At 61.2% G+C, this 23143-nt stretch carries 17 protein-coding genes and 1 pseudogene; 5 read left to right on the top strand and 13 right to left on the bottom strand.

Annotated features, from left to right (window positions below):
- Positions 1-509: 509 nt before the first annotated feature.
- The 5 genes from IMCC20628_RS18805 to IMCC20628_RS18785 all read right to left on the bottom strand — a co-directional run bounded on the left by IMCC20628_RS18805 (position 510) and on the right by IMCC20628_RS18785 (position 5025).
- Entirely contained in the window at positions 510-1577 is a 1068-nt protein-coding gene (locus IMCC20628_RS18805) for an MBL fold metallo-hydrolase (protein WP_082128233.1), read from the bottom strand.
- Positions 1578-1894: 317 nt separating this feature from the next.
- A complete protein-coding gene (locus tag IMCC20628_RS18800) occupies positions 1895-2713 on the bottom strand; it encodes a LysR family transcriptional regulator (RefSeq protein ID WP_047031469.1) in 819 nt (272 codons plus the stop codon).
- 352 nt (positions 2714-3065) lie between these two features.
- The gene (locus tag IMCC20628_RS18795) at positions 3066-3434 is read right to left on the bottom strand and encodes a YraN family protein (RefSeq protein WP_047031468.1); all 369 of its coding nucleotides are present in this window, start codon (positions 3432-3434) and stop codon (positions 3066-3068) included.
- 11 nt (positions 3435-3445) lie between these two features.
- Positions 3446-4402 carry a 16S rRNA (cytidine(1402)-2'-O)-methyltransferase gene (rsmI, locus tag IMCC20628_RS18790; RefSeq protein ID WP_047031467.1) on the bottom strand — a complete coding sequence of 319 codons (957 nt, stop codon included), beginning with the start codon at positions 4400-4402 and terminating at the stop codon, positions 3446-3448.
- 221 nt (positions 4403-4623) lie between these two features.
- A complete protein-coding gene (locus IMCC20628_RS18785) occupies positions 4624-5025 on the bottom strand; it encodes a hypothetical protein (RefSeq protein ID WP_047031466.1) in 402 nt (133 codons plus the stop codon).
- 522 nt (positions 5026-5547) lie between these two features.
- On the opposite strand from IMCC20628_RS18785, the gene IMCC20628_RS18780 reads away from it, so the two are divergent.
- Positions 5548-7488 carry an EAL domain-containing protein gene (locus IMCC20628_RS18780; protein ID WP_245307823.1) on the top strand — a complete coding sequence of 647 codons (1941 nt, stop codon included), beginning with the start codon at positions 5548-5550 and terminating at the stop codon, positions 7486-7488.
- A 55-nt stretch (positions 7489-7543) separates the two neighbouring features.
- On the opposite strand, the gene hemW is transcribed toward IMCC20628_RS18780, so the two are convergent.
- The 3 genes from hemW to rph are packed head-to-tail and all read right to left on the bottom strand — an operon-like array spanning position 7544 to position 10116.
- Positions 7544-8755: a radical SAM family heme chaperone HemW gene (gene hemW, locus IMCC20628_RS18775; protein ID WP_047031465.1), complete on the bottom strand. Its 1212-nt coding sequence runs from the start codon at positions 8753-8755 to the stop codon at positions 7544-7546.
- A complete protein-coding gene (locus IMCC20628_RS18770; RefSeq protein WP_047031464.1) occupies positions 8731-9384 on the bottom strand; it encodes a non-canonical purine NTP pyrophosphatase in 654 nt (217 codons plus the stop codon). Before IMCC20628_RS18770 ends, hemW begins: the two co-directional genes overlap by 25 nt.
- A gap of 6 nt (positions 9385-9390) precedes the next feature.
- Positions 9391-10116, bottom strand: a complete 726-nt coding sequence (gene rph, locus IMCC20628_RS18765; RefSeq protein ID WP_047031463.1) for a ribonuclease PH — start codon at positions 10114-10116, stop codon at positions 9391-9393.
- A 194-nt stretch (positions 10117-10310) separates the two neighbouring features.
- Here rph and hrcA point away from each other — a divergent pair, with 194 nt between their 5' ends.
- The 3 genes from hrcA to IMCC20628_RS18750 all read left to right on the top strand — a co-directional run bounded on the left by hrcA (position 10311) and on the right by IMCC20628_RS18750 (position 12852).
- Entirely contained in the window at positions 10311-11396 is a 1086-nt protein-coding gene (gene hrcA, locus IMCC20628_RS18760) for a heat-inducible transcriptional repressor HrcA (RefSeq protein ID WP_047031462.1), read from the top strand.
- A 115-nt stretch (positions 11397-11511) separates the two neighbouring features.
- The gene (gene grpE, locus IMCC20628_RS18755; protein ID WP_156174576.1) at positions 11512-12165 is read left to right on the top strand and encodes a nucleotide exchange factor GrpE; all 654 of its coding nucleotides are present in this window, start codon (positions 11512-11514) and stop codon (positions 12163-12165) included.
- Between the two features lie 51 nt (positions 12166-12216).
- The gene (locus tag IMCC20628_RS18750; RefSeq protein ID WP_047031460.1) at positions 12217-12852 is read left to right on the top strand and encodes a trimeric intracellular cation channel family protein; all 636 of its coding nucleotides are present in this window, start codon (positions 12217-12219) and stop codon (positions 12850-12852) included.
- Between the two features lie 20 nt (positions 12853-12872).
- On the opposite strand, the gene IMCC20628_RS18745 is transcribed toward IMCC20628_RS18750, so the two are convergent.
- From IMCC20628_RS18745 to mutS, 3 genes and pseudogenes are all read right to left on the bottom strand, one after another.
- A complete protein-coding gene (locus IMCC20628_RS18745) occupies positions 12873-13865 on the bottom strand; it encodes an adenosine kinase (RefSeq protein WP_047031459.1) in 993 nt (330 codons plus the stop codon).
- A gap of 41 nt (positions 13866-13906) precedes the next feature.
- Positions 13907-14481 (bottom strand): annotated as a pseudogene (locus tag IMCC20628_RS18740) (AAA family ATPase).
- Between the two features lie 78 nt (positions 14482-14559).
- Complete coding sequence (gene mutS, locus IMCC20628_RS18735) at positions 14560-17310, bottom strand: DNA mismatch repair protein MutS (RefSeq protein WP_047031458.1); 2751 nt, start codon at positions 17308-17310, stop codon at positions 14560-14562.
- Between the two features lie 156 nt (positions 17311-17466).
- On the opposite strand from mutS, the gene IMCC20628_RS18730 reads away from it, so the two are divergent.
- Positions 17467-19752 carry an NADP-dependent malic enzyme gene (locus tag IMCC20628_RS18730; protein ID WP_047031457.1) on the top strand — a complete coding sequence of 762 codons (2286 nt, stop codon included), beginning with the start codon at positions 17467-17469 and terminating at the stop codon, positions 19750-19752.
- Between the two features lie 67 nt (positions 19753-19819).
- Here the strand turns inward: IMCC20628_RS18730 and IMCC20628_RS18725 are convergent, their stop codons facing one another.
- Both IMCC20628_RS18725 and IMCC20628_RS18720 read right to left on the bottom strand, forming a co-directional pair.
- Positions 19820-20665, bottom strand: a complete 846-nt coding sequence (locus IMCC20628_RS18725; protein ID WP_047031456.1) for a GNAT family N-acetyltransferase — start codon at positions 20663-20665, stop codon at positions 19820-19822.
- Positions 20666-20906: 241 nt separating this feature from the next.
- Positions 20907-23081, bottom strand: coding sequence for an ATP-binding protein (locus tag IMCC20628_RS18720; protein WP_052766548.1), 2175 nt, complete (start codon positions 23079-23081; stop codon positions 20907-20909).
- Positions 23082-23143: the final 62 nt, after the last annotated feature.

Below are 23143 nucleotides of genomic sequence, written 5' to 3'. Positions count from 1 at the left end.
CAATTGTCTGGCCGTCCACAATGCTCGCCGCAGGTGAGTATGCACCCGCATTCCCGAATTCGATGAAGATAAAAGGAACCTTAACCGAATGTCAAACGAAAATAAATGAAACCAAAATGGGATTTGAGCTGAGTCCGGTGCATCGGCTTCATCCACCTCCGAGATGTCTGCAGCGTCGGAAAAATCTTCGATTGGGAGGAGCAGAACTCGGCCATTTTGCCGCTCGTACCCTGCCTGCTTGGGCTGAAGGTGATTACGCCATTTCGTACGGCGTGGTTCGAAGCGGGTTCCATCTCAAACGCATCCGGGAAGTGCCCCGGCGAACATCAGGACTGTCGTGCTGGACCTGATTTTCCGGCTGACGAAGGGGTATCCCGCCGCCGCAATGCACCGGCTGCGTAAGGGACTGACAGGGATCTCGCAGCACCACGAAAGACGCGCCTCAACGGTCTTTCTGCAAAGCAGGCGGGGTATCTGATGCCCCGCCTGCAATTGTCATTCTCAACACATTATTCAGCTGGAAGCCGGAGCGTTGCCAGATCGGTTCCGACGACGATATTCCCTTCAAAGCCGGCACCCTTTGCAGCATCGGCATAGTCGGCCTGTGTCAGTCCGCCGCCCGGAACTTTGTAGGGCCCCTGGTTCTTGGCGCCCAGAGGCGGGATCAGATGGGTCAGCATCAAATGCTTGACGCCTGCGCGCTGCGACATCGCGCCGAGATCGGAGGCCGTGGCCTGACGGTAAAATACCGGCGGCGGAAAGCCGCTGTCCTTGTCCGGTCCCATCACCGGATGGATGGTCGAGTGCACCACCACATCAGCGTCCTTGGCCAGAGTTTCGACTGAGGCCGATGTGGACGAGTCCCGCGGTGGGGCGGGCAGATCATTGCCGGCGTCTCCGCCGATGACGACGCTGCCTGCAGGCGTGTCGACCCGGTAGGACGCATGCCCGGCGATATGGCGTGAGGTGACCGCTGAGACGACCACGTCGCCCGAACGCCAGACCTCCTGGCCTTCTGCCGTTCCATCAAAGGTGCTGACGTTCAGCAATTCGGCAGGTCCGCCCGGCAGTCGCTTCGGATTTTCGGCCAGACGCTGGGCTATCTCGCCCGAGGCTATGTAGGAATCTCCCAGATGCGTTGCGAGATTGGCGCAACTGGCCACGTGGCCCGGCTTGGCCTCGACATCCGCACTGCAGACGAGATCGACTTTCGGTCCCGCCGATCCGAAATGCCATCGGACCTGCACCAGATCGGCAAGTCCGTCGGTGTGATCGGAATGGATATGGGTCAGGAATACGGCGTTGATCTTGCCGACGGGCACGTTGAGCTTCGACAATTGCTGAAGGGTGCCGCGCCCGGCATCAAACTGCAGCATCACGTCCGAACATTTGTTGGCATCATCGCCATAGCGGACAAGCGTGCCTGCGCCTGCCTGTCCATTGAACACCGGAGGGCCGCCCTGCGTGCCGGTCAGAGTGACCTCGAGACATGGAGCCGCATTTGCCCCGATCCCGCCTGCCATCAGTTCAACCCACACGCCGACTACGCCCAAGATATGCCTAGGTAACAACATCATATTCCTCCCATTCGTTCGACCGGATGAAGTGCCGGACAGGCTAATTTTACCTATGCGGAAGAAATAATCGATAAAAAGTTTCAATATGCATTTTTGCCGAGTTTATTTGGGGGGACGGGCAGGCCGGGCGGTGGGCCTTGAAGTAGGCCGCCACGACACCGCCGCTAAAACACATGCTAGAGGTTGGCGCCCTGGATGCTGCCAAATGGCAGCGAACCGTGGATTTCTGTCTCGAGAATGAACCCCGCACAGTTGGGCCAGGTCTCTACCGTTGGATCGCAGACACATGACCAGCCTGCACTTGCCGCCTTCTGGCGCTAACGCCGCCCAAGCACCTTGCAAAGCCGGTCGATGGTGCTTCTGACTTCGGGCAGGTGGCGATCATCCTGATGCGTGACGATCCAGCGGTCGTGCGACAGTTCGGGGATGGTGCCGCCCGTCTGCCTGAGCGTTTTCTGGCGGTCGCCGATGAATGTCGGCAGCAGGGCGATGCCCTTGCCGGCAAGCGCTAGATCGAGGCTGTTGCGCGGGGCGTTGACCTCACAGACGGCGTCGGTGCCGATCATCTTGTCGAGCCATCGCGCCGAGGGTGTGTCGGCCATCACCTTGATCCAGCGGTCCGGGGCGCCGGCCTTCGCATAAGGCGCAAATTCGACACGCGACAGCGCGCGCCCGGCAAGGCTGGTATCGGTCGGGCGCGCGTTGCGGATTCCGATGGCAACCTCGCGGCGGGCTATGTTCAAGGCGGATTCGGCCGAGATGAAACGGAGCCGGATATCTGCCGGGGCGCCGGTGATCTCGTCCAGATTGTCGAGCAGGACCAGCGTGGTCCATGTGCCGGCTGAAACCTTGATCAACGGCCGCTCGGCCTCGCCCGGTGTGGCCGTCAGCCTGGTGATGCGGGTCTCTATCTGGCTCAGTTCCTCAACCAGTTGGCGCGCTTCGGCCGTCATCTCGTAGCCGCGCTCGTGCCGGATGAACAATTCCCGACCGAGAGACCGTTCTAGCGCCAACATGCGCCGCCCTAGTGTCGCGGCGCTGCGCCCGGTCGCTCGCGCTGCCGGCGACAGCCCGCCTTCGCGCGCCACCGCGAGAAACAGACGAAGGTCGCCCCAGTCTGCGTTCGTTTCATTCATGAAAAGATCCGTTCAAACTGTTTCATTCCGTGCGGTCCAACCAGCCACTAAGTTGGCAGCAGGTCAAGCCCGTCGCGTGGCCACATCCTTTCAGGGGAGGCGGATCATGCTGATACTCAGGAACACCAGAAGAACCGGCGAGTGTCCGTTTCCGCAGGCCAGACCGGCCCAAGCGCTGCGAGAAGAGGACGCCTTCATGGAGCTGCATGGCGGAGCAGGCGCCCGGCTGATTTACCTGATTGTGGACTGGGTGGCATCCGGTATCGGTGCGGCAGGAAGGACGTTTTATCGCATGTCCCCCTGGCAGCAACAGCCTGACGTCCAAGCGCAGATCCCTCGCCAACAGGCAGACCTAAAACGCATCCTCAAGATGCACCGGCCACCTCCACGGGCTCACCACCACAATATCATGCCGCCATGAGAGCCGGGCGGAGTCCTTTTGCCGGCTGATGAACAATTCTCCGGCCGCCGCGATGCGCCTTTGTGCCGGATAGCTCACGGCATCAACGCCCAAGGCCAGCTCGCGGCGCGCCTTGACTTCGACGAAGGCAATCAGATCGCCCTTGCGCGCCACCAGATCGATTTCGCCCACCGGAGTGCGGTAGCGCATGGCGGCTATCCGGTAGCCCTTGAGCATCAGGGCAAGCGCCGCAAACCACTCGGCGCGGCGGCCCTTGCGCTCGGAGCGGCGCTTGCTGTTGAGTCTGTCATCCGAACTCACGCCTCATCCTTTCAATCCGGATTTTTTGCAGCGAGATCCTTCATGTCGAGCAGCCGCTGATACAGATCCTTGCGCGGCACCCCGGTCAAACGGGCGGCTTCGGTCGCCGCCTTGCCGGCAGGCAGATCGGCTGCAAGCTTGGCCAGCAGCACATCGACATCGTCTTCAGACGGCAAGGGCGTCGAGCCGGGGCCGATCGCCAGCACGATCTCGCCGCGCACATTCTCGTCTTCATACTGTGCGGCAAGCTCGCCCAGCGTACCGCGCCGGATCTCTTCATAGGCCTTGGTCAGTTCCCGGCACACGGCAGCGGGCCGGTCCGTGCCGAGAACGTCGGCTGCGGATTTCAGGCAGGCCGCCAGCCGGTTCGGGCTTTCGAAGAACATCATCGTCGCTTCGGTCGTGGCGAAACTTGCCAGCCGGTCGCGCCGCGCCTTGTCCTTGGATGGCAGGAATCCGGCAAACAGGAACGCATCACTGGGCAGGCCCGAGGCTACAAGTGCGGCCATCGGCGCCGAGGCGCCAGGGATCGGGATCACCGGCACGCCTGCCTCGATCGCGGTCTGTGAGAGCCTGTAGCCCGGGTCGGAGATCAGCGGTGTGCCCGCATCGGAAATCAGCGCAACGCTTTTCCCGGCTTCCAGCGCTTCCATCAGCTTCGGTCCGACACGCTCCGCATTGTGTTCGTGATAGGCGTAAGGACGGGTGGCGATGCCGTAGCGAGTGAGTAGCACCCGGCTGACACGCGTATCCTCACAGGCGATGAGGTCAGCGCCGGCCAGCGTTTCCAGACCGCGGATGGTCATGTCGCCCAGATTGCCGATGGGTGTGGAGACCAGATAAAGCCCCGGCGCCACCGGCCGCGCCGCGATGTCGTGCACACCGATGCGAAATGTCCGCACGGGCTCGGCGGCAGCAACTTGCTGGCTTTCGGCATTGCTTGAAGCTTTTGATGTCTTGCGCGTCATTTTCGCTCCGCTCGGATCGGGGCATCCGGAAGTACCACCCGTTGGCCAGAATGTGTTTAGGCAGAAACTTGCCTGTTGGCCACACCAGTGGTGCGATCCTGACAGGAACGGCTGAAAATCGGCGGGAGCCGTCACCATGCAGGTCTGCGCCGATCTTGGGAAACGAAGAAGGTGGCAGCCTGCTGGCCACCACCTTTGTCTCTGCAAGCCTGACCTGCGGTTTAGTGCGCGATGCCGACGAATTTGACGTGCATCTTGCCGCTATAGGCATTCATCGTTGCCTGGAAGATGCCGTGGCCCTTTTTGGCGCGGTAGCTGTAGGAGGTGCCCTTGCAATCAAAGGCCTTGACCGATTTGTAGCCACTCCACCGCAGTTTCTGCTTTCCCACGTTGCAAGACTGCTTGGCACGGTTGACCTTGACCACCTCGTTGCGGCGCTGGCTGCGGTGATCGCGAAGCTCATCCTTGGTTCTGTGGTCGCGAACATCCGGAGCCCGGTGATCACGCGCAATCACCTTGCTGCGGTGGTCCCGTTGCGTGCTGGAAGCGGCTTCGGCTGAGCTGGCAAAGCCGGAGGCCAGAATGCTGACGGCGGCGGCGGCGATGAGTGCTTTGTTGAACATGATCTTGTTTCCTTGGGTGCGTTGGTCGGGTCTGTCTGTTGTTCGATGACCCAACCTAGGCAACCGCATTTCAACCCAGCCTGAACGCCCGGTTCATTTTCAGTTCACACCGAAAGACAAGCGACGGGGCGGGGCCGGGAAATGGCATAGACAGGCGCCCTGACCTCTATCCGTCTGCCCGATCCAGGCTCTTGAACCTGTCCGCGCGCAGTTTTCAAAGTCTGGAAAGATGTGAGAGGGAAAGCAGGAATAGCTCTGCGTCCTGGATGGTTCGTCATTACGTCAATGCAGAGAGCAAGTTTCGTTGTCTCCTGTTTGGCCAGACGGCCTCTGACCGTAACATTGTCCTGTTGATCGCACGATGATTTGGCCCGTTCCGAAATCGCCGTTATCCGCTGGACTTGATCGGCCTGATTGAAACTCTGAATACATGCACTGGAACAGTAATTTAACACTCACTTCGTAAAGTCGCCCAAAGAACGCGATAGATTCCTGCGAAAATCAAGACAACGGCTGATCAAAGTGTTGATACCATTGTATTCCCGCATCAAGCATCTCGTGTCCGTTCCCGGTGGCAACGATGACCTGCTCAAGGCCCAGTTTGAGGTGTTCTCAAATCAGGTCCCGTTGATGTATTGCATTGTACTGATAAATTCCTGGGTGCTGGCAATCACATTTTACGCCACCGCACCGCTATGGCTTTCGATCTATGTCCCGGTCGGGTTTTCAGTGGTCTGTGGTGCGCGCATTGCCAGCTGGTGGCGATCAAGACACATTGTTCCAACAGCCGAATCTGCCCGCAAGGCGCTGATGCGCACCAACGGATTCGCATTTTTGCTCTGCGTCATCCTGACATCCTGGGCTACGTCGCTGTATCCCTACGGCGATGCCTATATGCAAGGCAACATCGCCTTTTTCATCGCCATAACGGGAGTTGGCGTCATTGTCTGTTTGCAGCAGATGCCGTCGGCTGCCTTTATCGCCGCCTTTGCCATCAATGCCGCCTTCATCGCCTGTTTCTGCCTCTCGGGCATCACGTCTTTTGTCGGCATGGCGGTCAATTCCCTGCTCGTATCAATCGCCATGTTGATGGTGGTGCGAGTGCAGTTCCGCTATTTTTCCGGCGCTGTCAGCGCTCGATCCAGACTGGAAGCGGTGAACATGGAAAATGCCCGTCTGGCCAAAATCGACAGTCTGACCGGGCTTGCCAATCGCCGCCAGTTCTTTGCTCACCTTGAAGAGACATTTTCAAAAGCGGAAAGCAGGCGCCTCGCTGTCGGCGTCCTCGACCTCGATGGCTTCAAGCCAATCAATGACCTTTATGGACACATGGTTGGCGACGAGCTTCTTGTCGAAGTTGGATTGCGACTGGCGGCACTTGCCGATGAGACAATCCATGTCTCCCGGCTTGGCGGGGATGAATTTGCCCTGACCGTAATGGATTGCCCCGGCGACGACGAGTTGCTGGCGTTGGGTGAACGGGTTTGTGCCGCCTTGCGCATCCCGTTCAATCTTGCCGATGCGACAGTGCAGATTTCCGGATCGATAGGCTTTGCAGTCTTCCCCGAGCTGGCATGCAGTGCCAAGCAGCTCTACGAGCGCGCAGACTATGCACTCTATCAAAGCAAGCGCTCCAGCCGTGGCCATGCATTGCTGTTTTCCGATTTCCATATTGTCGAAATCGAGAAAAACGTCCAGATCGAACAGGCGTTGAGCCAGGCTGATCTCGAGGCCGAGATGACGGTGGTTTTCCAGCCAATCATTGACGTGCAAACTCAGCAGACGCGCGCTTTCGAGGCACTGGCGCGCTGGACCAGCCCGGAGGTCGGCAATGTGTCACCGGGGCTCTTCATTCCGGTTGCAGAGCGGATCGGCCTGGTGAACACACTCACATGTGTGTTGCTCAGAAAGGCGCTCACTGCCGCCGCCAGTTGGCCGGAGAACATCGGGCTTTCCTTCAATCTGTCGACTCATGACATCAGTTCATCCGACAGCATTGCAATCATTGTCGGGATCATCATGTCGAGCGGCGTCGACCCCAGGCGCCTTGATCTGGAGATCACCGAGACCGCGGTGATGTATGATTTCAACCAGGCCAAGGCGGGAATTGAAATATTCAAACGGCTCGGTTGCGGCATAGCGCTTGATGATTTCGGAACCGGTTATTCCAACCTGAGCCAGCTTCACGCTTTGCCTTTGACCAAAATCAAGATTGACCGCAGCTTTGTGACCGATCTGGATCAGAATCCAGCAAGCTACAAGATCGTCAAATCCCTGCTTGCGCTCAGCTCCGACATGGGGCTGGGCTGCGTCATTGAAGGGGTTGAAACCAAGCAGGAACTGGCTGCGGTGAAACAGCTCGGCGGACGGTTGGTACAGGGGTACTATTTTTCGCCCCCGGTATCTCAAATCGAAGCCGAGAAATTTCTTCCCGATCCCAGCCGGGTGCAAAAAGCCGGATAGGCTACTTACAGCGCCGCGCATCCAATTGGATGCGCAAAGGACTCCGTAACCCTCCTCAGAACGCCAGGTCGGCGACCACCGCGTCAAGCACCAGCATGCCCTGCGGCGTGCAGCGGATACGGTCGGGCGTCATCTTTTCGATCATGCCGTGGTGAATGAGGAATTCAGTGCGGTCCGGATCAAGCCCGCGGCCTGACAATGCCTGCCAGCGCTTGAGATCAATGCCTTCGCGCAATCTCAGCCCCATCAGCAGCAATTCATCGGCCTGTTCGGACAGGCTGAGTTCGCTGGTCTCGACCATGCCGTGCCCATTTTGCGCCACCAGCTCCAGCCATTTTTCCGGCATGCGTTCGGTGGCCGTGGCGATCTTACCGGCGCTCGTTGTCAGCCGTCCATGCGCACCGGGACCAATCCCGACATAATCGCCATAGCGCCAATAGGTCAGGTTATGCCGGCTTTCGGCGCCGGGCTGGGCATGGTTTGAGACTTCATAGGCAGGCATGCCGTGGTCTTCGCAGACGCTGCGGGTCAGCTCATAGAGTTCCGCAGACAATTCGCCATCCGGCACGATCAGCTTGCCGGCCTTGTGCAACCCGTAAAACGGCGTGCCTTCCTCGATCGTCAGCTGATACAGCGACAAATGATCGGCGGCGAGCGATATGGCTTCCTTGAGCTCCAGCGCCCAGGTCTGCGCCGTTTGGTCGGGTCGGGCGTAGATCAGGTCAAACGACATGCGCGGAAAGATGTCGCGCGCCAGACCAATGGCTTTCAGCGCGTCGGCGCGGTCATGCAGCCGACCCAGTCGCTTGAGATCGGGATCATTGAGCGCCTGCACGCCCATCGACACGCGGTTGACGCCGGCTTCGCGGTAGCCACGGAAGCGGCCCGCCTCGACGCTCGACGGATTGGCTTCCAGCGTGATCTCGATCCCGTCGGGCACCATCCAAGCTGCGCGCACCGCGTCCAGAATGGCTGCCACTGTGTCAGGCGCCATCAGCGATGGTGTGCCGCCGCCGAAAAACATGCTTGTGACTACGCGCGGCCCGGAAATCTCGCGCATCGCCGCGATCTCCTGGCTGAATGCCCGGATATAGGCCTGCTGGTCGACGCCGGCATGGCGGACATGGCTGTTGAAATCGCAATAGGGGCATTTTGCGGCGCAGAACGGCCAATGCAGATAAACCCCGAAACCGGGCTTGCCGGTGTCGGGAGCGATTGCGTCGGTGAGCAGGGAAGCCGCGCTCACGTGGCCGGTACGCCGAGGCATTGCTCCGCAAACAGTTTAAACGCCTTCGCGCGGTGTGAAAGCGCGGTCGCCTGACCGGGCTTCCAGCCGTGCTTTTCCTCGGCCGGCATCTCGCCGAATGTCCGTGTGTGGCCATCAGGACGGAACACAGGATCGTAGCCGAAACCGAGGCTGCCGCGTGGCGGCCAGACCAGAACGCCCGGTGCTTCGCCACGATAGAAGCTGACTTCGCCTTCGGGCGTGGCCAGGCACAGCACACTGACAAACCGCCCGGTGCGTTTTGCCTCAGTGTCGGCACCGCGGGCCTTGAGTGCATCTTCGACCTTTTGCATGGCGACCATGAAATCGCGGCTGCCATCATCAAGCGTCGCCCAGTCGGCGGTGTAGACGCCAGGGGCGCCGTCCAGTGCATCCACCATCAGCCCGGAATCATCCGACAGCGCGATCAGGCCCGAGGCTTTTGCCGAAGCAAGCGCCTTGGTCGCGGCATTGGCCTCAAACGTGTCGCCGGTTTCCTCAGGCTCGGCCAGGCCCAGTTCAGCCGCCGAGGTGACCTCGACGCCAAACGGGCCGCACAGATCGCGGAATTCGGAGATCTTGCCGGCGTTGTGGCTGGCGACCAGGATCTTGGTGAGCGTCAGGTTGGACATGGTGAATTACAGCGGTCCGGAGACCGTCGCCTTCTGCATGGCGACCAGATCGGCAATGCCGTTCTTGGCCAGTTCCAGCAGTTCCAGAAGCTGGTCCTGCGTAAACGGTTCGGCCTCGGCCGTGCCCTGGATTTCGACAATGCCGCCAGAGCCGGTCATGACGAAATTGGCGTCGGTCTCGGCTGCCGAATCCTCGAGATAGTCAAGATCAATCACCGGCTGCGAGGCGAAGATGCCGCAAGACACGGCGGCGACATGATCCTTGAGCACCCGTTCGACCTTGATCATCGAGCGTTCTTCCATCCACTTCAGGCAATCATGCAGCGCAATCCATGCGCCGGTGATGGCTGCCGTTCTGGTGCCGCCATCGGCCTGGATGACATCGCAATCGACTGTGATCTGGCGTTCGCCGAGCGCTTCGAGATTGACGACAGCACGCAGCGAGCGTCCGATCAGGCGCTGGATTTCGAGCGTCCGGCCACCCTGCTTGCCCGAGGTGGCTTCGCGGCGCATGCGGTCGCCGGTCGAGCGCGGCAACATGCCGTATTCGGCTGTGACCCAGCCCTTGCCGCCATTGCGCAACCACGGTGGAACCCGCTCTTCGAGACTGGCGGTGCACAGCACATGGGTGTCGCCGAATTTGACCAGGCAGGAGCCCTCGGCATGCTTGGATACGTTGCGGTCAAAGCTGACTGCCCGCATCTTGTCTAACTTCCGGCCTGATGGACGCATCATGTCTCTCCTGATTCCAATATTGCCGCCTTCTATCGGCGCGGACGCCATCATGCAAAGAAAAACCGCCTGCAACAGAGGCTGCGTGCGCCCCCGGCTCAGGCTCTCGCTTTGCATTACCCCTTTCGTGCGGGCGCTCAACCCCCTATGTTCTACGTAAAGGCAGCGCCAGAGGCAGCCTTGAGGACACGGTTATGACCATGAACACGCCATCCATATCGACGGACCTTTCCGGAGCGCTTGATGAGCGCTCGCGGGAGATTTTTCGCGCGCTTGTGGAAAGCTATATGGAATCGGGTGATCCGCTCGGCTCACGCAGCCTGTCGCGGATGCTGCCGATGGCCCTGTCCCCGGCATCAATCCGCAATGTCATGAGTGATCTTGAGGATCTCGGGCTGATTTATGCGCCGCATATCAGCGCCGGACGGTTGCCAACGCATAAGGGCCTGCGTTTTTTTGTCGATGCCTTCATGCAGGTTGGCGACCTGCAGCCTGACATGCGCGAGACGATCGAGCGTCAGGTGCGCTCTGAAGACACGAGCAGACCGGTGGAAACACTTCTCACCGAGGCGAGCCAGATGCTGTCGGGCATGACCCGCGGCGCTGGCCTGGTGATTGCTGCCAAGCAGGATGCCACCATCCGCCACATCGAGTTCATCCGGCTTGATCCGAAGCGGGCGCTTGTGGTGCTGGTCGGCGGCAATGACCAGGTCGAAAACCGGGTCATGGAGCTGCCGGACGGGGTCACCGCCGGGCAATTGACCGAAGCGTCGAATTTTCTCAACGCCCATCTCGTTGGCCGCACCATCGGCGAAGTGCGCAGCGAACTGGAGCGGATCACCGACGAGGTGCGCTCCGCGCTTGATGTCTTGTCGCGTGATCTGGTCGAGCGCGGCCTGGCTGTCTGGGCCGGAACCCGTGAGGGCGCCGGTGCTGCGCGGCTGATCGTACGTGGACGCGGCAATCTGCTTGAAGGTCTGTCAGCGGGCGAAGAACTCGACCGGCTCCGGCTGCTGTTTGACGAACTGGAGCGCAAGGAGAGCCTGATAGAGCTGATGACGCTTGCCGAAGAGGGGTCCGGCGTCCGCATATTCATCGGTTCCGAGAACAAGCTGTTCTCGTTGTCGGGCTCGTCACTGATCGTCGCGCCCTGGCGTGATGGCGACGACAAGGTGGTCGGCGCGGTCGGCATCATCGGGCCAACCCGGCTCAACTATGCGCGTATCGTCCCGATGGTCGATTATACCGCGCAACTGGTGTCGCGGCTGACGCGCAAATAGCTCCGTGCAAAAATGCAGCAAAATAACCGCGCTATTGCGGGTTAGATCACCCTCGCGGCGGCGCAGGCCTTGATTTTTGCTGCCCGAACTTTCATATGCGGTGCACCTTCTCAATATGATAAAGAACAGTCAGGACACGCACACCATGAGCGATGAAAGCCAGGGCCACGAATACAACAAGCCACAGGCAGACGCCGCCCCGAAGGGTGAAGAGGCCGTCAATCCAGCGCAGGCACAGGAGCTTGACCCGGTAGAGGTGCTCAAGGCCGAAATCCTGGAACTCAGGGACCAGCGGCTGCGCATGGCGGCCGAGATGGAAAACCTGCGCCGCCGGACGGCCCGCGACGTCCGGGATGCGAAAAGCTACGCCATTTCCGGTTTTGCCCGCGATATGCTTCAGGTTTCCGACAATCTTCAGCGCGCGCTGGAAGCGGTGCCCGAACAGGTCGAGGGTGCTGCCGACAATGGCTTGAACAGCCTGGTCGAAGGCGTTGAATTGACCGAACGCGCCATGCTGGCAGCGCTTGAGCGCCATGGCGTTAGCAAGCTGGAGCCGAAGGGTCAGAAGTTCGACCCGAATTATCATCAGGCGATGTATGAAGTTCCGGACCCGAGCGTTGCCAACAACACCGTCGTCGAGGTGGTGCAGCCGGGCTATGTGATCGGCGAGCGTATGCTGCGTCCGGCCATGGTCGGCGTCGCCAAGGGTGGCCCGAAAGAGCTCGCACCTGAGCCTGGCGCCCCGGCCCAAGCTGAAAAAGACGCCTGAGATCAATCCTGCCGGGCTGTTGGGCTCAGTGGCGGACCGGAGAAAACGCCGATGACCCCGCTTGAAGGTCTTGATTACGCCGGTGTTGCGGTTTTTGCCGCCACCGGCGCGCTGGCCGCCTCGCGCAAGCAGCTCGACATGATCGGCTTTGTGTTTCTGGCGGCCGTGACCGGCATTGGCGGCGGCACTTTTCGCGATCTGGTGCTCGGAGCGACCCCGGTGTTCTGGGTTGAAAAGCCTGCCTATCTGCTGGTCTGTGCCGGAGTGGCGGTGATTGTCTACTTCACCGCCCATCTGGTCGAGTCGCGCTACCGGCTGTTGCTGTGGTTTGATGCCGTCGGCATGTCGGCCTATTCGGTGATGGGCGCTGCCAAGGGGCTGGCTGTTTCCGGATCGCCGGTCGTGGCACTTGTCACCGGCATGATGACTGCGACCATGGGCGGCATCCTGCGCGATCTTCTCGCGGGCGAACCTTCGGTGCTGATGCGTCCGGAAATCTATGTCTCCGCAGCCCTTGTCGGCGCCGGCGGCTTTGTTGCCGCCAGCCTGCTCGGAGCGCCGCTACTTGCCGCGTCCGCTGCGGGCGTCATCTTGGCTTTTGCCGTGCGTGGCGGCGCCATCCGCTACAACTGGGCATTCTCGCCCTACCGCTCACGCGCCGGCCGTCCACCTGAAGATGTGATGTAGCACCAGCCGCTGGGCCGGGATCAGATGATCCCGGCGTCGCGTGCCGCGTCAGCCAGTGAAAGCTGCAGCCTCGGGCCGATCTGCTGGATCACCAGCCCGGCTGCGAGACTGCCGAGCTTGCCGCATGTTTCCAGCGATTTGCCATTGGCATAGCCATGCAGGAAGCCCGCGGCATAGAGATCGCCGGCACCGGTGGTGTCGACCACTTCGTCGATGTCGATCGCATCAATGTCATGGCGCTCGTCGCCACGGACAATCACCGAACCATGCTCGGAACGGGTGATGGCAGCAAGCTTGCAGTCCTTGCGCAGCTGCGACACGGCGTGCTCGAAATTGTCGGTCTCGTAGAGCGATTTCACTTCATCGGAATTGGCGAACACGATGTCGATGGTGCCCGAGCGCATCAGCTCGAGAAACTCTTCGCGGTAGCGTCCGACGCAGAATGGATCCGACAGCGTCATCGACATTTCGCGGCCATGCTTGTGACCGATCTCGGCGCAGAGCCGGATGGCATCCTTGGCGCGGGGCGGGTCCCACAGATAGCCTTCGAAATAGGTGACCTTCGCGTCAGCCACCACATCGGATTCAATATCCTCGGGACCAAGTTCGACGCAGGCACCCAGATAGGTGTTCATCGAGCGTTCGCCATCGGGCGTCACGAAGATCATCGAACGTGCGGTCGGCGGGGTGCTTTCCAGCGGCCTGGTTTCGAAATGCACGCCCTGGGCGCGGATATCATGGCTGAAGATCTTGCCGAGCTGGTCTTCCGCAACTTTACCGAAATAGGCCGAGCGACTGCCAAAGCCGGCAATTCCGGCGGCTGTGTTGCCGGCGCTGCCGCCCGAGCTCTCGATTGCCGGTCCCATCTGCGAATACAGCAGTTCGGCACGATCGGCGTCGATCAGGTTCATTGCGCCCTTGATGATGTCGTTGTCGACGAGAAACGCGTCGTCGCAGCGGGCGATGATATCGACAATGGCATTGCCGATGCAAAGGACGTCAAACTTGCTCATGAGGACTCTTGTCAGTTGCGATAGAAGGGTTCACGGCCTTTCTAAAGGTTTTCGCCCGGATTGAAAGGCTGAGACCGGGACAAATCGGCCAGTGTTCGCTGGATAAAGGCCACCCTGTCCGTCACCGGAGCGCGCGGAACCTCGACGAGCGTGTAGCCAGCGGCCTCATAGGCAGCCACATTGGCCGCATGGTCACGAAGCGCGAACTCGAAACCATGCCGTCGGTCGGCGTCGGTCGTAAAAATTTCTTGCCATGGCGGGCAGACGAACACCGGCGTTTCAAATCTCCGCGCTGCTGCAGCCGCGGCCATTGCCTTTGGCACGGGTCGCCCGATCACTGCGCCATAGGCAATGGCTTCGAGAAAGCTCCGGTCAAAAAACACGATTGCATCCGTGGCATCCCCAGCCTGGTCGAATGTCGCGACCGACCGGACAAACAGCAGATCCATGAAGGCAGCCTGATCCAGCCAGGGAAGCGCCGTGCCTTGCGCGGCCAGTTGCTCGGCTACGATCGGCGTCCCACCTCCGGCACGGTGGCGTAGCTCTTAGCGCCAAGGGCTGAGATCAGCGTCGACTTGCCGCCGCCGGATGCGCCGGTGATGACGAATTTCGGCATGAGAGTTCCCGGTCTCAAAATATTGCGCGGTGGCCGGAGGCCTGCCTCACATCATCGGTTGAAGGCGATCCCGGCCTTTCAGTTTTTCCGCTGTTCCGACACCCGCCGTTTTAGTTCGTAAAGCGCTTCCAGCGCATCGCGCGGCGTCATCTCGTCGGGGTTGAGCGTGCTCAGAAGGGCATCGGATTCCGATGGTCCCTTGGCCGGTTTGGCCGGTTCCTTGCGCGCAGGCACCGCAAACAGCGGCAGATCGTCGACCAGCCGCGCTGCCGGGTTTTCGCGTTCGCTGGTTTCCAGCAGCTGCAGCACTTCGCGGGCGCGCGCCACCACCGCATCGGGCAGGCCGGCGAGCCGCGCCACCTGGATGCCGTAGGAGCGGTCGGCAGCACCGGGGCCGACCTCATGCAGGAACACCACTTCGCCCTGCCATTCCTTGACCTTCATGGTGGCGTTGGAAAGCCGCGGCAGTTTTTCCGACAGCGCAGTCAGCTCGTGAAAATGGGTGGCGAACAGACCGCGACTGCGGTTCTCCGCATGCAGATGCTCGACCGCTGCCCAGGCGATCGACAAGCCGTCGAATGTCGCTGTGCCACGGCCGATCTCATCGAGAATGACCAGCGAACGCGGGCTGGCCTGGTTGAGGATCGCTGCCGTCTCGACCATCTCGACCATGAAGGTCGAGCGCCCGCGCGCCAGATCGTCAGACGCGCCGACCCGGGAAAACAACCGGTCAACCGCACCGATATGGGCGCTGCCCGCCGGCACAAAGGACCCCATCTGCGCAAGAATCGCGATCAACGCATTCTGCCGCAGGAATGTCGATTTACCACCCATGTTGGGACCGGTCAGCAGCCAGATCGATCCGCCGTCGTCGCTGTCGCCGGGGGGCGACAGGTCGCAATCATTGGCGACAAACGGCTGTGCAGCCTGGCGCCGCAGTGCCTGCTCGACCACCGGATGCCGCCCGGCTACGATCTCGAAGGCAAGACTGTCATCGACCCGCGGCCGCGCATAGCCCTGCTCGCTGGCGAGTTCGGCCAGCGCTGCGGTCACATCGATCACCGACAGCGCATCCGCCGCGGCCTTGATCGCATCGGCATGGGTGACGACGAGCGCCACCAGATCCTCGAATGCTGCAAGTTCAATGGTCAGCGCTTCGCCGGCGGCATTGGCGATCCTTGTTTCAAGATCAGCCAGTTCGGTTGTGGTGAAGCGCATGGCATTGGCCATGGTCTGGCGATGAATGAACCGCGATTTGGCTTCGGGGCTGTCGGTCAGCGGACCAGCATTCAGTGCCGTCACCTCGATGAAATAGCCAAGCATGTTGTTGTGCTTGATTTTCAGCGAGCGCACGCCGGTCTCTTCGGCGTAGGACAGTTGCAAGCCGGCAATCACTCGGCGCGACTGGTCGCGCAAGGCCCTCAGCTCATCAAGCTCGGCGGAAAATCCCGCCCGGACAAAACCGCCATCGCGCTTGAGCAGCGGCAGTTCATCATGCAGCGTTTGTGTCAGCCGTTCACCGATCTCGCCGGGAAGCGCGCGCAGGGTTTCGAGTGCTGTGGAAAGCTGCTCGGGCGCATCGCCGGAGGCAAACAGCGCGGCGATATCCCTTGCTGCCTTCACACCGGTCAGGATTGCGCCCAGATCCCGCGGGCCGCCGCGGTTGAGCGCCAGCCGCGACAGCGCGCGCGGCATGTCGGAGACACCCTTGAGCGCGCGGCGCAGCGTGTCGGTCAGTGTCTGGTTGGCGATCAGATGGGAAACGCCGTCGAGACGGGCGTTGATGGCGTCCGGATCGGTCAGCGGCGCCATCAGCCATTCGCCGAGCTTGCGGCCGCCGCCGCCGGTAACAGTTCGGTCGATGGATTTGATCAGGCTGCCCTGCCGGTCGCCCGACAGCGTGCGCACCAGTTCGAGATTGGCCCGTGTTGCCGGATCGATGAACATCCGCGCGCCGTCGCGCTCGCGCTCGGGCCGGCCCAGCGGTGGCCGCTCGGAAATCTGGGTTTTTTCCACATAGGCGATCACTGCCGCCGCTGCCGCAAGCTCTGCCCGGCTGTAGCTGCCAAAACCATCGAGCGAGCCAACTTCGAAAAACCGGCTGATCCGGCCTTCGGCTGTGGCGCTGTCAAACAGCACGGCCGGTTGCGGCACCGCCACCCGGCCGATCTGGTCGATCAATGGCCGGAGTTCCGGGTCATGGAAGACGTTCTCCGCAAGGATCAGTTCACTCGGTTCAACCTGGGCTATGTCGGCCAGCAGCCGCGCCGCACGGCTTTCAGCGACATGAAAGGCGCCGGTGGAGATGTCGATCCAGGCCAAGCCATATTGGGCTTCCGCTGATCCCTTGATCCGCGCCAGAGCCATCAGGAAATTTGATTGCGACGGATCGAGCAGCTTGTCCTCGGTCAGCGTTCCCGGCGTCACCAGCCGGGTGACGTCGCGCCGCACAACCGATTTGGCGCCGCGTTTCTTGGCTTCCGCCGGGTCCTCGGTCTGCTCGCAGACGGCCACCCGGAATCCCAGCGAAATCAGTTTCTGCAGATAGTCGTCGGCCGCGTGGACAGGCACGCCGCACATCGGAATATCCTGCCCCAGATGCTGGCCACGCTTGGTCAGCGTGATGCCGAGCGCGCGCGACGCGTCAGCGGCATCCTCGAAGAACAGCTCGTAGAAATCGCCCATCCGGTAAAACAGCAGCGAATCCGGATTGTTGGCCTTGATCTCGATGAATTGCTCCATCATCGGCGTCGCCGTAGCGCGGCTTTCGGCTGTCGCGAGTTGGGCGGTCGTCAGTATGGCGGGGTTTAACGGAGATTCGGCGTTCAAGAGGAAATGCCTGCCTTGTTTTCAATCGTTTGCGATGTAAGCTCCACCGGATGCCCGGCTTTAAAGGCCGTGCCAACCACCCTAACGGTGGGATGAGGACAAAGACAACAGGTACGAGGCGCCATACACAAGGTCGCCCACAACGGGATGGATAATATGCCAGGGACGGACAAGACAGATCGCTCGATTTCAGCTGTGACCGATCAGGAGGCGCTGGATTTCCACGCCCGCGGACGGCCAGGCAAGCTTGAAATCAACCCGACGAAACCGATGGCGACGCAGCGCGACCTGTCGCTGGCCTATTCGCCCGGCGTAGCGGTGCCGGTCAAGGCAATCGCCGAGGATCCCTCCCGCGCCTATGATTACACGGCCAAGGGCAACATGGTGGCGGTGATCACCAATGGCACCGCCATTTTGGGAATGGGCAATCTCGGCGCACTTGCCTCCAAGCCGGTGATGGAAGGCAAGGCGGTGCTGTTCAAGCGCTTCGCCGATGTTGATTCCATTGATCTGGAAGTCGACACCGAAAATGTCGACGAATTCATCAACTGCGTGCGGTTTCTCGGCCCCAGCTTCGGCGGCATCAATCTCGAGGATATCAAGGCGCCGGATTGCTTCATCATCGAGCAACGGCTGCGCGAAATCATGGACATCCCGGTGTTTCATGACGACCAGCACGGCACCGCCATCATCGCTGTTGCCGGTCTGATCAATGCGCTGCACCTGACCGGCCGCGATCTCAAGACCACCAGGCTGGTCTGCAATGGTGCCGGTGCTGCGGCAATCGCCTGTGTTGAACTGGTCAAGGCGATGGGGTTCACACCCCAGAATATCACCCTGTGCGACACCAAGGGCGTGATTTACAAGGGCCGCACCGAAGGTATGAACCAGTGGAAATCAGGCCATGCGATAGAGACCAAGGCGCGCACGCTGGCTGACGCCATGGATGGCGCAGATATTGTCCTGGGTCTCTCCGCCAAAGGCGCGTTGACGCCGGAGATGGTCGCATCGATGGCGAAAAATCCGATCATTTTTGCCATGGCCAATCCGGATCCGGAAATCACGCCCGAGGAAGTCGCAGCGATCCGCAATGATGCGATCATGGCGACGGGCCGGTCGGACCATCCCAACCAGGTCAACAATGTTTTGTGCTTTCCCTATATATTTCGCGGCGCGCTGGATGTCCGGGCATCGACCATCAATGAGGACATGAAGATCGCCGCCGCCAACGCGCTGGCTGAGCTTGCTCGTGAAGACGTTCCCGACGATGTGGCAGCTGCCTACCAAGGTGTCCGGCCGCGCTTTGGCCCGCAATACATCATTCCGGTACCATTTGACCCGCGTCTGATCACGGCCATTCCGGTCGCCGTCGCCAAGGCGGCGATGGATTCGGGCGTGGCGCAGAAGCCGATCCTCAATCTCGAGCTCTATGCGCAGGAACTCTCAGCCCGGCGCGATCCGATCGCCTCCACCCTGCAACGGCTCTATGAGCGGGTCCGCCGCCATCCCAAGCGGGTGGTCTTTGCCGAGGGTGAGGAAGAACAGGTGATGCGCGCCGCTGTGTCCTATGTGAACCAGCGGCTCGGCACCGCCTGCCTTCTGGGCAGGGAGGAGCAAATGCGCGAAACCGCCAGGCTGGCAGGTATCGATCTCGACCGCTCCGGCATCGAACTGGTCAATGCCCGCGTCTCACGCCGGGTCGAGGCCTACACCGATTATCTCTATGCGCGGCTGCAGCGCAAAGGCTACCTGCATCGCGATTGCCAGCGCTTGATCAACACCGACCGCAACCATTTTGGCGCCTGCATGGTGGCGTTGGGTGATGCGGATGCTATGGTCACCGGCACCACCCGCAATTATTCCACAGCACTTGAAGACATTCGCCGCTGCGTCGACGTCAAACCCGGCCACCGGATGATCGGCGTTTCCCTGGCGCTGTGCCGTGGCCGCACCGTGTTTGTCGCCGACACCGCCGTTATCGACATGCCCAATTCCGAGGAACTGGCCGACATCGCCGAAGAGGCCGCCGGCATGGCGCGGCGTCTGGGCTATGAGCCGCGGGTGGCGATGCTGGCCTATTCCACATTTGGCCACCCGACCGGCGAACGCTCCGAGCGGGTGCGGGACGCGGTCAAGATTCTCGACAAGCGCCGGGTCGATTTCGAGTATGATGGCGAGATGGCCGCCGACGTGGCGCTCAACTCCAAGGTGTTGGAGCAATACCCGTTCTGTCGTCTGTCAGGCACCGCCAATGTGCTTGTGATGCCGGCATTTCACTCGGCCTCGATCTCGACCAAGATGCTGCAGGAACTCGGCGGCTCCACCGTCATCGGCCCGCTGCTGGTCGGCCTCGACAAGTCGATCCAGATCGTCTCGATGGGCGCCAAGGATTCCGACATCGTCAACATGGCGGCCATTGCTGCCTACAACGCGGCGAGCTGACGGCGGCAGCCGAACGCTGCGCAAATGTCCCGGGGCTCAGCTTTGCTGACCCCCGGTCTTTCAGCTGTCAGGCGGCGAACCGCGAGGCGTCGGCGCCATAGTGGTTGAGATAGCGGCCGTTGATCTGTTTGACCGGCAGCATCACCAGCACATCGGTGGTTTGAAATGCGGTGTCGACCACTGCTTCTCCGGAGACCACCGCGCCGACCCGGAGATAGCCCTTGACCAGTGGCGGCATGGCGGCAATGGCGGCGCGCGGGTTGATCGCTTCGGCGGGCATCATGTCCATCGACAAGCCGCGTCCGGCGATGGCGCGCACGTTCCACTCGTCATTGGCTGCCGCCGTCTGGTTGAGGAAGGACAACGCCAGTGCATGCGCATAGGGCCGGGCGCCAGGAAAGGAGGCACAGCCGAACATTGCATCGATGCCGTGGCCAAGCGCATAGGCCCAGGTGCCTTGCCACAGCGCTTCAAGCGTGCGGCGGATACGGTAGGTGCTCAGCACGCAGGAGCGGCCGAGTTCCAGAAACCGCTTGTCTGGCGTGCGGCTGACGAGATCCATCACGTCAAACTCGTTCTGCGAGTAAAACCCGTCATGGCGCGCCGCCACCTCCTGTCTGAGCAGACGGTAGGTACCGACGATCTGTTCTTCTGTCGAACCGGTCAGCGCCGTATCGAGCACCAGCAGATGATCGCAGTACCGGTCGACGCTGTCGAAATCGCGTTTCTGCAGCATGGCCTCAGCCGGAAGCTGCGCGCCCATCTCTTCGACGAAGACACGGTAGCGCAGCGCTTGCGCCGCTTCGATTTCGCTGCGTGTGGCGGCAAGCCTGACTTCGAGCGAGCCGATGCGACCGAGGATCCGGTCTTCAGGCTGGAATTTGGCAATCGGTGCAAGGAAGGGGCTGGTCATCGATCGTTGTACTTGCGTGTGCATGGATACTCTCCCGCTGGATGATGACCGGGTTCAACCATGATTCTGCGACATCCCGGTGACATTTGCCATCCAGCTTGTGCTCATTCCAAGGTAATTATGTGTCGCCGTCATTCGCAGCGCAACCGCCCAGGGCCCCAAGGCTACCTGCACCTCCTCGAAAATCCGCAACTATCATGCTGCCCGGTCGATCATTTGAGCACCATAACCCGAATCGGTTCTATCCGGTAGCGGTCTGTCTCTTGCGCGCGGTGACGGCTGCAAGCTGCAACAGCCATTGCGGGTCGACCGGCTTTTCAGCGTGCCCGTCTGCGCCCGCGGCCAGCAGGTCATCGCTGGTTGAGGCATGGCCGTCGGCTGACAGCACGATGATTGGCAACCGGGAGAGCTGGCTCGCGGCTTCCTCGGCGCGGATCTGCAATATGGCGCTGCGGCCATCAAGTTCCGGCATCGACAGGTCGGTGATGACGAGATCATAGCCGGCTGCGCCACCGGGGCGTTCCATCGCTTCGTCAACTAGCTTTCGGCCATTGTCGACAACAGTGACGCGGTGGCCCTGCCGGGCCAGGATCGAGCGCACCACCAGTGCGTTGACCGGGTCGTCTTCGGCCAGAAGAATATCCAGCGTCGGATTGTCCGAAGCGCGTTCGAGCACCACCGGCCGCATCTTGCAGCTCAACCGGTCCCGGTCGTCGCGGTCATCGCGGCGGGTCAGGACATTGATCAGCGAAGCTCGGCGCACCGGCCGCACGAGCCATGCATCAGCGGCGTGTCCGGAGTGACTGTCGAGATCACGGCTGTCTTCCGGCGCAATCACCAGCGTGCGTTCGATGGTGTCGGGCAGGTCGACCGGCGCTGCGGCCAGCAGACTGTCCGCACGGTCGGCAATCCGGCGGTCGACGACAATGTCGCTCAGCGTCGCGCCGGAGCGGTAGAGCCGCGTCAACGCCGTCATCATGGTCTCGGCATCGTCGGCTGTCTCGGCAATGCCGCCAAGATCCCGAATGGTCCACAAAAGTGCTGTCGAGACCGGGCCTCTGGGCGCGATCACCAGCACGGCGCGATCTTCAAGCGTCCCGCAAACCGGCTTGCTGGCTTCCGGAGTGGCAAGTTCCCTGATCGGCACGGTAAACTTGAACGTGCTGCCCTGGCCGGGTGCGGACGTGACGCCGATCTCGCCGCCCAGCGCTTCGACAATGCGCGCGGAAATCGACAGTCCCAGACCGGCTCCGCCCTGCTTGCGGGTCGGGCCGTTGTCGGCGCGCTCGAATTCGCTGAAGATGCGGGACTTGTCGGCATCCTTCAGGCCGGGACCGGTGTCGGAGACGATGAAGGCAAGATGGGTATCTTCACGCACCACCTCGACAAGCACTCCGCCTGTCTCGGTAAACTTGATCGCGTTTCCGACAAGATTGAACAGCACCTGGCGAAGCCGGCCGATATCGGATGTGATCCGGACTGGCGCTTCGGCAGCAATGTGGACGGCGATCTCGATGTCCTTTTCATGAGCGCGCGACGCCATCAACTCGCTGACGCCGTTCACCAGGTCTTCAAGGTCACCCTCTTCATGGCGCAGATGCAGCCGGCCGGCCTCGATCGAGGTCACATCGAGAAGGTCCTCGATCAGCGACAGCAGTGAATGGCCGGATTCGCGCGCAGTCTTCAGGTAGCTCGCCTGTTCCGGTGTCGTCTCGGTCTGTTCCAGCAAATGGGTCATGCCGAGTATGCCATTGAGCGGCGTACGGATTTCATGGCTGACGGTGGCCAGAAAACGGGATTTGGCGTGGTTGGCGGCCTCGGCCTTTTTCCGCGCTTCAACAAGCTCGGTTTCGGCCCGGCGCGCGGCCGTCACATTGCGGCCGATGCAATTGATGAACAGATCACCGGAGGACGGGTCGCGGGACGCGGTTTCGTGCCAGGTCCAGATGGTTTGCTCATCTCCGCCACCCAGCACCAGCTCGCGACCGCCGGTCTCATTGGTTGCTGTGAGCTTGATACCGGCCATGTCCAGCGTCAGTCCGACCGGATTGTCGCAGCCTGTCGCTTTGCGGAATGTCTGATTGGCATAGACGATGCGGCCGTCCAGATTGCAGGCAGTCACCATGTCGCCCAGCGCATCGAAGACGGTGGCCAGGTGACCGGAAAACTCACCCAGTTCCCAATTGCGATCGATATCGCGCTCGGCAAGAGCGGCCTTCTCGGCCATGGCGCGCGCCGGATGGGGCGAGACGGGCTTTGCAAGTGACCGTCGCAGCAAGGGCACAGCGGCAAACACCGCGATGCCAGCGACCGAGGCGAGCAACATCGCAGGCGCGTTGAAAGCAACAGATATTGCTGCGGCTGCCATTGCAGCCGACGCGGTAAACAGCGCGCGCGAAGCCGAATTTCGAGCCATTGCGTGGCCTTCAACGCTGGTTACCGAAGGCCGCGGCACGGGGTATCTCACCGCCGGAATGA

The organism is Hoeflea sp. IMCC20628, from assembly GCF_001011155.1.
Taxonomy (GTDB): domain Bacteria; phylum Pseudomonadota; class Alphaproteobacteria; order Rhizobiales; family Rhizobiaceae; genus Hoeflea.
The sequence above is the reverse complement of the archived record's forward strand: the minus strand, read 5'-3'. Positions and strand labels throughout refer to the sequence as shown.

What these genes read in the sequence shown, in the direction of transcription:
- IMCC20628_RS18785 (WP_047031466.1), bottom strand. Translation starts at nt 5,025, where the DNA reads ATGTTCAACAAAGCACTCATCGCCGCCGCCGCCGTCAGCATTCTGGCC.
- IMCC20628_RS18725 (WP_047031456.1), bottom strand. Translation starts at nt 20,665, where the DNA reads ATGACCAGCCCCTTCCTTGCACCGATTGCCAAATTCCAGCCTGAAGAC.
- hrcA (WP_047031462.1), top strand. Translation starts at nt 10,311, where the DNA reads ATGACCATGAACACGCCATCCATATCGACGGACCTTTCCGGAGCGCTT.
- IMCC20628_RS18730 (WP_047031457.1), top strand. Translation starts at nt 17,467, where the DNA reads ATGCCAGGGACGGACAAGACAGATCGCTCGATTTCAGCTGTGACCGAT.
- IMCC20628_RS18770 (WP_047031464.1), bottom strand. Translation starts at nt 9,384, where the DNA reads ATGTCCAACCTGACGCTCACCAAGATCCTGGTCGCCAGCCACAACGCC.
- rsmI (WP_047031467.1), bottom strand. Translation starts at nt 4,402, where the DNA reads ATGACGCGCAAGACATCAAAAGCTTCAAGCAATGCCGAAAGCCAGCAA.
- IMCC20628_RS18800 (WP_047031469.1), bottom strand. Translation starts at nt 2,713, where the DNA reads ATGAATGAAACGAACGCAGACTGGGGCGACCTTCGTCTGTTTCTCGCG.
- IMCC20628_RS18805 (WP_082128233.1), bottom strand. Translation starts at nt 1,577, where the DNA reads ATGATGTTGTTACCTAGGCATATCTTGGGCGTAGTCGGCGTGTGGGTT.
- IMCC20628_RS18720 (WP_052766548.1), bottom strand. Translation starts at nt 23,081, where the DNA reads ATGGCTCGAAATTCGGCTTCGCGCGCGCTGTTTACCGCGTCGGCTGCA.
- IMCC20628_RS18745 (WP_047031459.1), bottom strand. Translation starts at nt 13,865, where the DNA reads ATGAGCAAGTTTGACGTCCTTTGCATCGGCAATGCCATTGTCGATATC.
- grpE (WP_156174576.1), top strand. Translation starts at nt 11,512, where the DNA reads ATGATAAAGAACAGTCAGGACACGCACACCATGAGCGATGAAAGCCAG.
- hemW (WP_047031465.1), bottom strand. Translation starts at nt 8,755, where the DNA reads ATGCCTCGGCGTACCGGCCACGTGAGCGCGGCTTCCCTGCTCACCGAC.
- IMCC20628_RS18750 (WP_047031460.1), top strand. Translation starts at nt 12,217, where the DNA reads ATGACCCCGCTTGAAGGTCTTGATTACGCCGGTGTTGCGGTTTTTGCC.
- rph (WP_047031463.1), bottom strand. Translation starts at nt 10,116, where the DNA reads ATGCGTCCATCAGGCCGGAAGTTAGACAAGATGCGGGCAGTCAGCTTT.